Raw genomic sequence first — 13,639 nt, 5'->3', positions numbered from 1 at the left:
CGACCCGGAGGAGCCCGACCCGGAGGAGCCCGACCCGGAGGAGCCCGACCCGGAGGAGCCCGACCCGGAGGAGCCCGACCCGGAGGAGCCCGACCCGGAGGAGCCCGACCCGGAGGAGCCCGACCCGGAGGAGCCCGACCCGGTGGACCCCGCCCCGGCCAACCCGGAGGCGACGTGCCCCGACCCGACCGACCCGGAGTCGACGATGCCGGACCGCCCGGCCTCCGCCGTCCGGGTGTCCGTGGTGAGCGTGTCCGTGCTGCGGGTCGCCGGGTGGGCCGGTGGTCCGGCCGGCTCGGACCGCACGTCCGGACGTGCGCCGCGCACCGGGTCCCGGCGCGGCGACGGCAGGGGGCCGCGCCGCTGCTCGGGGGCGATCCGGCGGGGGTCGCCGTTGACCGCGGCGGGCACGACCTCATCGGCTGCCATCTCGTCCGCGGAGTCGTCCGGCCGCGCCATGTCGATCACCGGGCCGACGGGTCGCAGCGGCTGCTGCGGGCGACCCTCGACGAGGTCCCGGGCGTGGTCGTCGAGCGCGATCACCGTGCCGCCGTGCGCGCCCGGCTGGAAGACCCAGTGGGCCCGGATGTCCGAGCGCCCGGACCGCCATCCGAGGGCGACGACCCACTTGCCGTCCTCGCCCTTCCAGCTGTCCCACTCGGCGCCCGTGTGGTCCTGTCCGCGCAGCCCGAAGGTGTGCGCGACGGTCTCGGCGAGCGTCCGCACGTCCGGCCCGTCGTCCCGGACGGGGTGCGCGGCGCGGGCCAGCTCGGCCGTCCGGGCGCGTTCGAGGAGCACCGGATAGGCGAAGCGCTCGATCTTATGGACGGGCACCCCGGCGACGGAGGCGACCTGTTCCACGGACGCCCCGGCCCGGATCCGGGCTTGGATCTCGCGTGGTCGCAACTGGCTCTCCAACTCGATCGCGATCTGTCCGAGCCGGGTCAGGTCCCCTCGCGCGGCTGCCCGGAGCTGCTCGTCGGCGGGCACGGTGAAACGTTCGTGGCGCGCGGAGTCCTCGAGGACCACCGAACCGTCCTCGGTGATCCCGACGACCCGCAACGCCCGCATATCCGCCGGCCCCCTCGCTCGCTCTGACCCCGTCCGGGTGACGGTAGTTGCCGAATCGTGTCCGACGAGTGAGGCGCGCCGGTGCGCCCTTCCGGCCCTCGACGTGGCCTTCTGGTCCGCACCGGCGACCTCTCGCGCCGGTGGACACTCCGTACCGTCGCACGTCGTGCCGACATCGGTGTAGCTGAGGCGCATGTTACTGATGTGACTACGTTCCGTCACCTCAGGACGTGCGAAACGGCCGGGTCGCGCGAGGCGACCCGGCCGTTCGAGGAGGTGGGGGCTACCGAGCCCCGAGGTACGCGGGCTCGATACTCCGCGCTCCGCTCAGCGCAGGTGTTCGATCCGCGAGCTCCGCTCAGCCCAGCCGCTCGACGACCCAGTCGATGCAGGTCGTCAGCGCGGCGACGTCCGCGGGCTCGACCGCCGGGAACATCCCGATCCGCAGCTGGTTGCGGCCCAGCTTCCGGTACGGCTCGGTGTCGACGATCCCGTTCGCCCGCAGGATCTTCGCGACGGCCGCGGCGTCGACCGAGTCGGCGAAGTCGACCGTCCCGACGACCTGGGACCGGTGAGCCGGGTCGGTCACGAACGGCGTGGCGTACTCCGACTTCTCCGCCCAGGAGTAGAGCCGCGTCGACGACTCCTTGGTGCGCGCCACACACCCGTCGAGCCCGCCGAGGCCGAGCATCCAGTCGATCTGGTCGGCCAGCATGATCAGCGTCGCGACGGCCGGGGTGTTGTACGTCTGGTCCTTGACCGAGTTGTCGACGGCGGTGGCCAGCGACAGGAACGGCGGGATCCAGCGGTCGCCCGCGGCCAGCTCGGCGACCCGCTCCAGCGCGGCCGGCGAGAGCAGCGCGATCCAGAGCCCGCCGTCCGAGGCGAAGCCCTTCTGCGGCGCGAAGTAGTAGGCGTCCGCCTGGGTGATGTCGACGGGCAGGCCGCCGGCGCCCGAGGTGGCGTCGATCGCGACGAGCTGGCCGTCGATGGCGGACTCCGGCCGGACGACCGGGACCGCGACGCCGGTCGAGGTCTCGTTGTGGGCCCAGGCCAGGACGTCGCACGACGGGTCGGCGGTCGGCTCGGGCGCGCTGCCCGGCTCGGCGGCCACGATGACCGGGTCGGCGAGGAACGGCGCACCCTTGGTGGTGTCGGCGAACTTCGAGGAGAACTCGCCGTAGGTCAGGTGCAGCGACCGCTCCCGGACCAGCCCGAACGCCGCGGCGTCCCAGAAGGCCGTGGAGCCGCCGTCGCCGAGGACGACCTCGTAGCCCCCGGGCAGCGAGAACAGCTCGCGCAGGCCGGCGCGCACGCGCCCGACCAGCGACTTCACCGGCTTCTGCCGGTGCGAGGTGCCCATCACGTCCGCGGCGTCCGCGAGCGCCCGGAGCTGCTCGGGGCGGACCTTGGACGGTCCGCAACCGAACCGCCCGTCGCCCGGGAGGAGGTCGGCGGGGATCTGCAGGTCGGTGCTGGTCGACGCGGTCACGTACCCCAGTGTCGCAAGACACGGGCGCGTGTGGGGTGCCGGGTGCGCCCTGCACGCAGGATGGCCGCGTCGTTCCGGCCACGAGGGTGAGGTCCGTGTCACCGGGCCGGCGCAGTACGACGGCCGTCCGGGCGACGCGGCCCACGGTCCGGGGCGAACCTGCAACGTCTCGTCATGATCGATCGAGATACCGGTTCGGAACGGGACGGGAAGGACCGAGATGGAGATCGACTGCGCGCTCGCCACCGGGGTGGCGACGCCCGAGCACGTCGCGCTGGCCGAGGAGCTCGGCTTCGCCCGGGCGTGGTGCCACGAGGCGCCCCGCAGCTACCCCGACACGGGCATGGCGCTCGCCGTCGCGGCCGAGCGGACCTCGCGGATCCGCATCGGCCTGGCGGTCGGCGGGCACTGGCGACGGGCGGCGGCCGACGCCGGCGCGCTCGCCGACCTCGCCGCGCGGGCGCGGGGCCGGACCGAGCTGGTCGTCGGACTGCCGGGCGGCACCGGCCGGGATCCCGAGGCGCACGCCACCGCGATCCGCGAGGTGCTCCAGCGCGAGCACGGCGTCGGCGGTGTGCCGGCGTGGTTGGGCCGACCGGGCGCGACCGAGTACGTGCCGATGACCTTCGGCGTGCGGTCGCCGCGCGGGGCCGCCCTGCGCACGGTCGTCGAGGTGACGCCGGGTGCGGACCTGCACCGCCTCGTCGCCGGGTTGCGGCCGGCGGGGCTGCTGCTGCGCCCCACGGGCTCGGACGTCGGCCGGGAGCTGACCGAGTTCGCCGAGGCCGTGCGGGCGCTCGAGCTCGCCGGCGTGGCCTGAGGGGGTCAGGCGCCCGCCGGCGCCCGGTACATCCGCCGGTAGGCCAGCGGCGACATGCCGATCGCGGCGTGCAGGTGCTGGCGCAACGACACCGTGGTGCCGAACCCGCAGCGCTCGGCGACCCGCTCGACCGGCAGGTCCGTGGTCTCCAGCAACCGCCGCGCCCGGTGCACCCGCTGCGTGGTCAGCCACCGTCCGGGACTCTCGCCGGTCTCGGCCCGGAAGCGCCGGGTGAAGGTGCGCACGCTCATTGCGGCCCGGCCGGCCAGCTCGTCGAGCCCGATCGGGGCGTCGAGGTGGTCGAGCGCCCAGGCCCGCGCGCCGGCGGTGCCCGCGCCGGACACCTCCGGCACCGGCGCCTCGACGAACTGCGACTGCCCGCCCTCCCGCCACGGGGCGACGACGGCCCGGCGCGCCACCGTGGCGGCCACCTCGGCCCCGTGGTCCCGCCGGACGACGTGCAGGCACAGGTCGATCCCCGCGGCGTTGCCCGCCGAGGTGAGGACCGCGCCGTCGTCGACGAACAGGACGTCCGGGTCCAGCGCGACCTGCGGGTAGAGCCGGCGGAAGCGGTTGGTCCAGCGCCAGTGCGTGGTCGCGGGCCGCCCGTCGAGCAGGCCGGCGGCGGCGAGCACGAAGGCACCGGTGCAGATCGACATCACCCGGTCCGCGCCGCGCAGCACCCGCGCGATCCGCGGGTCGACCGCGCCGTCCGTCATCCAGGGGCCCTCGAGGTGCCCGGGGACGACGAGCGTGTCGGCCTCCTCGAGGATCTCCGGCCCGTGCTCGGGCAGCACCGAGTAGCCCGCGGAGGTGCGGACCGGCCCGCCGTCGAGTGTCGTCACCCGGACGTCGTAGAGCGGTTCGCCGACGGGCCCGACGGCGCCGCCCATCAACTTGTGCGGCAGCCCCAGCTCGAACGCGATGACGGTGGGCATGGCCAGCACGACGACCCGGTGCATGGCCGGATTCTTTCACAGGGTGGCCGTCCGGCCACTTCCATCGACGGCGTCGATCGGTGACGCTGCATCCCGTGAGTGAACTCAGCCCAGTCGTCGACGTCCCGGCGCCCGTCCGCCGCCGCCGTGTGCACCCCGCGTGGTGGGCGGCGGCGGCGACCTTCCTCGCCATCATCGGCGCGGCCGGCTTCCGGTCCACGCCCGGCGTCATGGTCGAGCCGCTGCACGCCGAGTTCGGCTGGTCCATCGGGGAGATCTCGATCGCGCTCTCGGTGAACCTGGCGCTGTTCGGGCTGACCGCGCCGTTCGCGGCCGCGCTCATGGAGCGCTTCGGCGTGCGGCAGGTGGTGTCGGTCGCCCTGGTGATGGTGGCCGTGGGCGCGGGCTGCACCGTGTTCATGACGGCCTCGTGGCAGCTCGTGCTGCTCTGGGGCGTGGTCGTCGGGCTGGGCACCGGGTCGATGGCGATGGCCCTGGTGGCGACGGTCGTCGGGCGCTGGTTCGTGGCCCGCCGCGGCCTGGTCACCGGCATCCTCACCGCGGCCAACGCGACCGGCCAGCTGATCTTCCTGCCCGTGATCGCGCACGTCGTCGAGAGCTCCGGGTGGCGCGTCGCGTCGCTCACGGTGGCCGCGGCGGCGCTGGTCGTGGTGCCGGTCGTGCTGCTGCTCCTGCGCAACCGGCCCGCGGACGTCGGCGAGCTGCCCTACGGCGGCACCGAGGCGGACGTCGTCGAGCCGATCCGGTCCGGGGCCGCCCGGCTGGCCGTCGGCACCCTCGTCCGGGTCGCCCGGGTGCGGACCTTCTGGCTGCTCGTGGCCGGGTTCTTCGTCTGCGGCGCCACCACGAACGGGCTGATCCAGACGCACTTCGTGCCCGCCGCGCACGACCACGGCATGCCCGCGACGACCGCGGCGAGCCTGCTGGCGCTGGTCGGGATCTTCGACGTGGCCGGGACCGTCCTGTCCGGCTGGCTCACCGACCGCTTCGACCCGCGGATCCTGCTGGGCGCCTACTACCTGCTCCGCGGGGTGTCACTGGCGCTGCTCGTGCCCCTGTTCGGCGCCGACCTGAACGCCAGCATCTTCGCCTTCGTGATCTTCTACGGGCTGGACTGGGTCGCGACCGTGCCGCCGACGATGGCGCTGTGCCGCGAGTGGTTCGGGCCGCGGGCCCCGGTCGTGTTCGGCTGGGTGTTCGCGAGCCACCAGCTCGGCGCCGCCGCCGCGGCGCTGGCCGCCGGCCTCGTCCGCGACGCCCTCGGCAGCTACGACGCCGCGTGGTACGGCGGCGCGGCGCTCTGCGTCCTGGCCGCGGTCGCCAGCCTGGCCGTGCGCCGCCTCCGCACCCCCGCCGCGGTCCCCGGGTCCGCCTGACACCGATCCTGAACCGCACCAACGGCGCTCTCGCTCACTCCTACTGAGCGAGAGCGCCGTTCGTGCATCCGTCGGGTCAGTGAACGAGCAGGTCGTAGCCCTCGACGTCCTGCGGCTTGCGCGGGCCCGGGCCGATGTACTGGGCGGACGGGCGGACCAGCTTGTTCTCCCGCTTCTGCTCCAGGATGTGCGCCGACCAGCCCGCGGTCCGGGCGCTGGTGAACATCGCCGGCATCATGTGCGGCGGCACCTGGGCGAAGTCCAGGATCACCGCGGCCCAGAACTCGACGTTCGTCTCGATGGGGTGGTCGGGGCGGCGCTCGCGCAGGATCCGCAGCGCGGCCTGCTCCAGCGCGGCGGCCACCTCATAGCGCGGTGCATTGAGCTCCTGGCAGGTGCGGCGCAGGACCCGGGCCCGCGGGTCCTCGGCCCGGTAAACCCGGTGCCCGAAGCCCATGAGCTTCTCCTTGCGGTCCAGGATGCCCTTGACCAGCGCCTCCGGGTCCCCGGTCTTCTCGACCTCGGCGATCATCGGCAGCACGCGGGCGGGGGCACCGCCGTGCAGGGGGCCGGACATGGCGCCGATGGCGCCGGACAGCGAGGCCGCGACGTCGGCCCCGGTGGAGGCGATGACGCGCGCGGTGAAGGTCGAGGCGTTCATGCCGTGCTCCGCCGCCGAGACCCAGTAGGCGTCGATCGCCTTGACGTGCGCGGGGTCCGGGTCGCCCTTCCAGCGGATCATGAACCGCTCGGTGATCGTCTTGGCCTGGTCCACGCGGGACTGCGGCACGGCCGGGATGCCGATGCCGCGGGCGGACTGGGCGACGTAGGACAGGGCCATGACCGAGGCCCGGGCGAGCTGCTCGCGGGCCTCCTCGACCGAGGTGTCGAGCAGCGGCTGGTAGCCCCAGTGGGGGGCGAGCATGGCCAGTGCGGCCTGCACGTCGACGCGGACGTCGCCGGTGTGGACCGGGATCGGGAAGGGCTCGGCGGGCGGCAGGCCCGGCCCGAACCGGCCGTCGACCAGCAGCGCCCAGACGTTGCCGAAGGTGACCTGGCCGACCAGGTCCTCGATGTCGACGCCCCGGTACCGCAGCGCGCCGCCGTCCTTGTCGGGTTCGGCGATCTCGGTGCGGAAGGCGACGTGCCCCTCCAGACCGGACTTGAAGCCGGGCGGGGGCGGGGGAACTTCGGACACCGGGGTCTCCTCACGTGTCGATCGCGCACCGGCGGCCGTCGCCGGGTGGCGCCGTCGGCCGGTGTCCCTGCTACGCACGCCGGTCGCGCGCGTGTTCGCCGTCACCCTGCCTCCGACCAGCGCCGGAGCACAACGGACCGCCCGGGTGTGATCGGTCACCGGACCCGAACGGCGGGTGTCGCCGCGGCGGGCCGCCCACATACCGTCGGTCCCCACGAGGAGGTGCGCATGACCGAACTGACGCTCGCCGCCATGCGGGTCGACTACGGCGCCGGAGGGTTCGACGTCGACCAGCTCGCCCCGACCTGGCACGAGCAGCTGGCGCGCTGGCTGGCCGAGGCCGGCGCGGCCGGGGTCCCCGAGCCCAACGCGATGGTGCTGGCCACGGCGGACCCGGACGGCCGCCCGTCGTCCCGCACCGTGCTGTGCAAGGGCCTCGACGAGCGCGGCGTGGTCTTCTACACGAACTTCACCTCCGCGAAGAGCCGCGACCTGCGCCAGTCGCACGAGGCGTCCGCGACCTTCCCCTGGTACGCGCTGCACCGGCAGGTGCACGTCCGGGGCCTGGTCCAGCAGGCCAGCTACGCCGAGGCCGACGCCTACTGGGCCACCCGCCCCCGCGGCTCCCAGCTGGGGGCGTGGGCGTCGGCCCAGTCCGCGGTGGTCGCCGACCGGGGCGTGCTCGACGACGCGCTGGCCGCCGTCGAGCGGCGGTTCGCCGACACCGAGGCCATCCCGCGGCCGCCGCACTGGGGCGGCTGGCGGATCGTGCCGGACGAGGTCGAGTTCTGGCAGGGCCGCACCAACCGGATGCACGACCGGCTCCGGTTCGTGGGCGACCGCGACTCGCGCACCTGGAAGGTCGTCCGGCTGGCGCCGTAGCCGCGCCGGGCGCCGACTGCTGAGCGAGCGGCGCGTTCGCTCACACCTACTGAGCGAACGGGCCGCTCGCTCATCCCCTCGGCGCCCGCTTCGCGCGGCTCGTCCGGTTCCGGCCGCGCCGGGGTGGGCCGGGGGTGCGCCGATCGTCGGACGGGCGTGGTACCTGTGGAAACGTGAGTCGCCCCCGTCCGGGATCGGGCCCGGACCAGCCCACGGATCCGCTGCGCGCCGAGCCCCCCGGGCCGGCGCCGGAGCCGCCCACCCGTCCCGCCCACGACCCGCGGGCGGACCCCTTCACCGTCCCGGCGCCCGGGCCGGCCGACGCGAGCACCGAGCGTCTGACCACCGGTCCGGACGCGCCGACCCGGCCGACCCGCGGCGGCACGCACGGCGGCACCCGCCGGGTCCCGGTCGATCCCGGCGCGACCACCGCGCAGCTGCCGGAGGGGCGCACCCTCCGCACCCGCCTCGCGGGCCTGGCGCGCTCCACCTTCGCCGACACCACGCCGCTGCGGACGCCGTCCTACCGGCGGCTGTGGACCGCCGGCATCGTCACCACCATCGGCGCGCAGATGTCCGTCGTCGCCGTGCCGACGCAGATCTACGCGATGACGGACTCGTCGGCCTACGTCGGCCTGACCGGCGCGTTCGGGCTGGTCCCGCTGGTCGTCTTCGGGCTGTGGGGCGGCGCGATCGCCGATGCCGTGGACCGCCGGCGGATGCTGCTGCTGACCGGCACCGGCATCGCGATCACCTCGCTCGCGCTGTGGGTGGTCGCGGCGAGCGGGGTCGGCAACGTCTGGGTCGTGCTGGTCCTGTTCGCGCTGCAGTCCTCGATGCTGGCGATGAACCAGCCGGCGCGGGCCGCCGTCATCCCGCGCCTGATACCCGCGGCCCAGCTCCCGGCGGCGAACGCCCTGAACATGACGGTGATGCAGCTCGGCGCGATCGTCGGGCCGCTGCTGGCCGGCGTGCTGATCCCGGTCGTCGGGCTGGGCACGCTCTACCTGCTCGACGCGATCTTCCTGCTCGCCACGATCTGGGCCACGTTCCGGCTGCCCGCGGTGCCACCGCAGGCCACGGGGGAGCGGCCCAGGGCCGGCGTGCGGCAGATCGTCGACGGCTTCCGCTACGCCGCCCTGCACAAGATCCTGCTGGTCTCGTTCCTGGTCGACGTCATCGCGATGGGCTTCGGCATGCCGCGCGTGGTGTTCCCGGAGATCAGCCAGACGGTGTTCGGCGACCCGCCCGGCGGCGGCCTCGCGCTGGGCCTGCTGTTCGCGGCGATCCCGATCGGCATGGTCGCGGGCGGGCTGTTCTCCGGCTGGCTGCAGCGGGTGTCCCGGCAGGGCGTCGCGGTGACCGTCGCGATCTGTGTGTGGGGCCTCGGCGTCGCCGCCTTCGGGCTCACCTCGTCGCTGTGGATCGCCGTGATCGCGCTGGCGGTGGCGGGCGCGGGCGACCTGGTCAGCTCGGTGTACCGCAGCTCCATGCTGCAGTCCGTGGCCACGGACGAGATGCGCGGCCGGATGCAGGGGGTGTTCGCGGTCGTCGTGGCCGGCGGGCCCCGGTTGGCGGACCTCTGGCACGGGCCGGCCGCCGCGGCCGTCGGACCCGGGACGGCCGCCTGGATCGGCGGGCTCGCGGTCGTGGTCGTGACCGTCGCGGTGGTGTTCCGGTTCCGCGAGTTCTGGGACTATCGCGTTCCCCTCGACGCCCGCCGATGACCGCCGGTGCACGCCAGGGGATGCCGTTCCGCCCGCCAGGGTCGACCATGGACACGAACGCCGTAAGAAGCGTCCTGCGGAGTGATCCTTACCGCGCCGGGACGTGATGCGGATCCGTCGAACGGTACGGATGCGCGGCGGCGCACTAGCGTGGCGCCCAACGCAGAAGAAACGAGTGTGAGAGGGAACCTCCACATGGCTGACGAGTCCGCCGGAACAGACACCGCTGTCCTCCAGTACCCGGGCGGCGAGCACGAGATGGCGATCAAGGCGCCGACGGAGGGTGCTTCGGCAGTCGACGTCAGCAAGCTCCTCGCGAAGACGGGGATGACGACCTTCGACCCCGGCTTCACCAGCACGGCCGCCTGTGCCTCGGCGATCACCTACATCGACGGGGACGCGGGCATCCTCAGGTACCGCGGGTACCCGATCGACCAGCTCGCCGAACGGTCGACCTTCCTCGAGGTGAGCTACCTGCTCATCTACGGCGAGCTGCCCACCCAGGCCCAGCTCGACCAGTTCACCACCGACATCAGCCGGCACACGCTGTTGCACGAGGACCTCAAGGGCTTCTTCGACGGCTTCCCGCGGGACGCGCACCCGATGCCGGTGCTGTCCTCGGCCGTGTCGGCGCTGTCCACCTTCTACCAGGACTCGCTGGACCCGTTCGACGAGAAGGCCGTCGAGCTGTCCACGGTCCGCCTGATGGCCAAGGTCTTCACCATCGCGGCGTACGCGTACAAGAAGTCCGTCGGCCAGCCGTTCCTCTACCCGGACAACTCGCTGGGCCTGGTCGAGAACTTCCTGCGGATGACCTTCGGCTTCCCGGCCGAGCCGTACGAGGTCGACCCGGTGATGGCCAAGGCCGTCGACACCCTGCTCATCCTGCACGCGGACCACGAGCAGAACTGTTCGACGTCGACGGTCCGGCTCGTCGGCTCGTCGCAGGCGAACCTCTTCGCGTCGATCTCCGCCGGCGTGAACGCGCTGTTCGGCCCGCTGCACGGCGGGGCCAACCAGGCTGTCCTCGAGATGCTGACCCGCATCCAGGAGGTCGAGGACGGCAACGTCGACGCCTTCGTCGAGCGCGTCAAGAACAAGGAGAAGGGCGCGAAGCTGATGGGCTTCGGGCACCGGGTCTACAAGAACTACGACCCGCGCGCGAAGATCGTCAAGCAGAACGCCGACGAGGTGCTCAAGGCCCTCGGCGTCACGGACCCGCTGCTCGACATCGCCATGAAGCTCGAGGAGAAGGCCCTCGCGGACGACTACTTCGTCGAGCGCAAGCTGTACCCGAACGTCGACTTCTACACCGGCGTGATCTACCGGGCCATGGGCTTCCCGACCAAGATGTTCACGGTCCTCTTCGCGCTCGGCCGGCTGCCGGGCTGGATCGCGCACTGGCGCGAGATGATGTCCGACCCGCAGAACAAGATCGGCCGCCCGCGCCAGCTGTACACCGGCTCGGGCGAGCGGGACTACAAGGAGATGTCCTCGCGCTGACCCAGCTCCGACAGCACGAACGGCGCTTTCGCTCACTAGATGTGAGCGAGAGTGCCGTTCGTGCATTCGGGGTGCTGCGTCGGGCTGGCGTGCTCCGGTGTGGTGCATGGCGGAGCCGAACTCGGCGCGCGGGTTCCCTGGGGCGCCGCTAGCGTCGGCGCATGCCCGAGTGCTCCGTCGTCTGGTTCCGGCGCGACCTGCGGGTCCGTGACCAGCCCACCTTCCTGGCCGCGGCGGACTCGTCGGACGAGGCGCTCGCCCTGTTCGTGCTCGACCCGGCCCTGATCCGGCCCAGCGGCGGGGCCCGGCTCGCCTTCCTCTACGGCTGCCTGCGGGAGCTCGACGCGGCCCTCGGCGGAAGGCTACTGGTGGTGAAGGGTGACCCGGCGGACGTCGTGCCGCGGGTCGCCGGGTCCGTCGGGGCCTCGGCCGTGCACGTCGCCGCCGACTTCGGGCCGTACGGGCACCGCCGGGACGAGGCCGTCGAGAAGGCGCTGGCGGACGCCGGCCGCGAGCTCGTCCGCACCGGCTCGCCCTACGCCGTCGCCCCGGGCCGGGTGCGCAAGGCCGACGGCGAGCCCTTCCGCGTGTTCACCCCGTTCCGCCGGGCCTGGACCGACCACGGCTGGCGCACACCGGCGGACACCTCCGCCTCGTCCGTCCGTTGGACGGACCCGTCGGAGAAGAAGGGCGGGCCGCGGGCGGTCGCGATCCCGGACGACGTCGCCGTCGAGGCCCGGATCCCCGAACCCGGGGAGAAGGCGGCCCTGCAGACCTGGGCGGACTTCCTCGACGAGGCGGTCGACCACTACGGCGACGACCGCAACCGCCCGGACCGCCCCGCCACCTCGCGGATGTCGGTGTACCTGAAGTACGGCTGCGTCCACCCCCGCACGCTGCTCGCCGACCTCTCCCGCAAGCGCTCGGCGAGCGCCGACACCTACCGCACCGAGCTCGCCTGGCGGGAGTTCTACGCCGACATCCTGTTCCAGCGGCCCGACTCGGCGCGGGGCAACTACGACCGCGCCTTCGACGCCCTCCCGCTCGCCACCGGGAAGCAGGCCGACGCCCACTTCGAGGCGTGGAAGGAGGGCCGCACCGGCTACCCGATCGTCGACGCCGGTATGCGCCAGCTGCGCGCCGAGGCCTGGATGCACAACCGGCTGCGGATGGTGGTGGCGTCGTTCCTGGTCAAGGACCTGCACCTGCCGTGGTGGTGGGGCGCGCGGCACTTCATGCAGCTGCTGGTCGACGGCGATCTGGCCTCCAACCAGCACGGCTGGCAGTGGACCGCGGGCAGCGGCACGGACCCCTCGCCGTACTTCCGGGTGTTCAACCCGGCCACGCAGGGGGAGAAGTTCGACCCGAACGGGGACTACGTCCGCACGTACGTGCCCGAGCTGCGCGGGATCGAGGGCAGGGCGGTGCACCAGCCGTGGGCGCTGCCCGACGGCGTCCCGGCCGGCTACCCCGAGCCGATCGTCGACCACAAGGCCGAGCGGCAGGAGGCCCTCGCCCGCTACGAGAAGGTGAAGCAGGCGCGCGGCTGAGCGGCACGATCGGGTCGTCGGGCCCGGGCGCGTCCACGTGACGATCAGGCGAACCTTAGGGTGGACGGGCACCGACGAGGGGAGCCCGGAATGGCCGACCGACGGAACCGCAGGCGACGCGGGATCCTGCTGCTCGGGGCGGCGAGCGCGGCCGGAGCCGCGGGTGCGGGCGCCTGGGTGTTCTGGCGCCGATCCGGTGCGGGCCGGCCGGTGGGCGACGAGTGGGCCCGGGCCGTCGCGGCCCCCTCGCGGGCTCCGGAGCGGGTGGCGGTCGGGAGCGGGGTCAACGGGACGGGGCGGGTGAACGGCTCGCCCCCGGTCGACGGGGCGGGCACCAACGGTCGTGCTCCACGGGACCTGCGGCCCGCCGTCGAGACCCCACTGACCGGACCCGCGGTCGAGCGCCCGGCCGCCGAGGAGCCGCGGGCCGAGGAGTCGCGGGCCGAGACGCCGGTCACCGAGGAGCCGGCGGCCGAGAAGCCCGTTTCCGACGAGTCGGTTGCCGAGAAGCAGGCTGCCGAGGGACCGCGTGCCGAGGGGCTCTCCGCCGACCAACCGACTGCCGAGAAGGAAGCTGCCGAGGGGCCGCGTGCCGAGGGGCGCCTCGCCGATCAGCCGGCGGTCGAGCTGACGGCTGCCGAGGAGCCAGTCACCGAGGAGGCGCAGGCTGAGGAGCCGCCCGCCGAGGAGGCGGCCACCGAGGAGCCGGGCACCGAGGAGCCGGGCACCGAGGAGGCCCAGGCCGACGAGCCCACCGGGACGCCGGGACAGGAGGAGCCCGTCCCCGACGGCCCTTACGGCCCCGGCTCCGCCGCCCCCCTGCCCGACGGCTCCGCGCCGAGCCCCGAGTTCACGATCAAGGGCAACGCGACCTCGATGCTCTTCCACTCGCCGTCGAGCCCCTACTTCGGCCGCACGAAGGCCGCGGCGTGGTTCCGCACCGCCGAGGACGCCACCCGCGCCGGCTTCACCGAGTGGAAGCCGAAGCCGCGCCGGAGCTGAAGTGCGTCCATGATCCACGCCCGGGCAGGGAAAGCCTCGGAAGTCGACGCTTCCCCTGC

The 13,639-nt window shown here is 73.8% G+C and carries 10 protein-coding genes and 1 pseudogene; 7 read left to right on the top strand and 4 right to left on the bottom strand.

Annotated elements, in window-relative coordinates; genetic code table 11:
* Positions 1-222 precede the first annotated feature (222 nt).
* Positions 223-1,071 (bottom strand): annotated as a pseudogene (gene sepH / locus ABD990_RS17985) (septation protein SepH); the annotation flags it as partial.
* A 358-nt stretch (positions 1,072-1,429) separates the two neighbouring features.
* Positions 1,430-2,563 (bottom strand): phosphoserine transaminase, encoded by a 1,134-nt coding sequence (serC, locus tag ABD990_RS17980; protein WP_345381715.1) that lies wholly within the window; start codon positions 2,561-2,563, stop codon positions 1,430-1,432.
* 220 nt (positions 2,564-2,783) lie between these two features.
* Here serC and ABD990_RS17975 point away from each other — a divergent pair, with 220 nt between their 5' ends.
* Entirely contained in the window at positions 2,784-3,383 is a 600-nt protein-coding gene (locus ABD990_RS17975) for an LLM class flavin-dependent oxidoreductase (RefSeq protein ID WP_345381714.1), read from the top strand.
* Positions 3,384-3,388: 5 nt separating this feature from the next.
* On the opposite strand, the gene ABD990_RS17970 is transcribed toward ABD990_RS17975, so the two are convergent.
* The gene (locus tag ABD990_RS17970) at positions 3,389-4,345 is read right to left on the bottom strand and encodes a GlxA family transcriptional regulator (RefSeq protein WP_345381713.1); all 957 of its coding nucleotides are present in this window, start codon (positions 4,343-4,345) and stop codon (positions 3,389-3,391) included.
* A 71-nt stretch (positions 4,346-4,416) separates the two neighbouring features.
* On the opposite strand from ABD990_RS17970, the gene ABD990_RS17965 reads away from it, so the two are divergent.
* Positions 4,417-5,718, top strand: coding sequence for an MFS transporter (locus ABD990_RS17965; RefSeq protein WP_345381712.1), 1,302 nt, complete (start codon positions 4,417-4,419; stop codon positions 5,716-5,718).
* Positions 5,719-5,794: 76 nt separating this feature from the next.
* Here ABD990_RS17965 and ABD990_RS17960 read toward each other — a convergent pair whose 3' ends face one another.
* Positions 5,795-6,916: a citrate synthase 2 gene (locus tag ABD990_RS17960; protein WP_345381711.1), complete on the bottom strand. Its 1,122-nt coding sequence runs from the start codon at positions 6,914-6,916 to the stop codon at positions 5,795-5,797.
* 228 nt (positions 6,917-7,144) lie between these two features.
* On the opposite strand from ABD990_RS17960, the gene pdxH reads away from it, so the two are divergent.
* The 5 genes from pdxH (at position 7,145) to ABD990_RS17935 (ending at position 13,580) form a co-directional block, all read left to right on the top strand.
* Entirely contained in the window at positions 7,145-7,798 is a 654-nt protein-coding gene (gene pdxH, locus ABD990_RS17955) for a pyridoxamine 5'-phosphate oxidase (protein ID WP_425569618.1), read from the top strand.
* 437 nt (positions 7,799-8,235) lie between these two features.
* Positions 8,236-9,525, top strand: coding sequence for an MFS transporter (locus tag ABD990_RS17950; RefSeq protein ID WP_345381766.1), 1,290 nt, complete (start codon positions 8,236-8,238; stop codon positions 9,523-9,525).
* Between the two features lie 195 nt (positions 9,526-9,720).
* Entirely contained in the window at positions 9,721-11,028 is a 1,308-nt protein-coding gene (locus tag ABD990_RS17945; protein WP_345381710.1) for a citrate synthase, read from the top strand.
* A 161-nt stretch (positions 11,029-11,189) separates the two neighbouring features.
* Positions 11,190-12,578 carry a cryptochrome/photolyase family protein gene (locus ABD990_RS17940; protein WP_345381709.1) on the top strand — a complete coding sequence of 463 codons (1,389 nt, stop codon included), beginning with the start codon at positions 11,190-11,192 and terminating at the stop codon, positions 12,576-12,578.
* Between the two features lie 90 nt (positions 12,579-12,668).
* Positions 12,669-13,580 (top strand): sunset domain-containing protein, encoded by a 912-nt coding sequence (locus ABD990_RS17935; protein WP_345381708.1) that lies wholly within the window; start codon positions 12,669-12,671, stop codon positions 13,578-13,580.
* Positions 13,581-13,639 lie beyond the last annotated feature (59 nt).

It is taken from the genome of Pseudonocardia yuanmonensis (assembly GCF_039542425.1).
In the GTDB taxonomy this organism is placed as follows: domain Bacteria; phylum Actinomycetota; class Actinomycetes; order Mycobacteriales; family Pseudonocardiaceae; genus Pseudonocardia; species Pseudonocardia yuanmonensis.
This window is presented reverse-complemented; position numbering and strand designations above follow the sequence as displayed.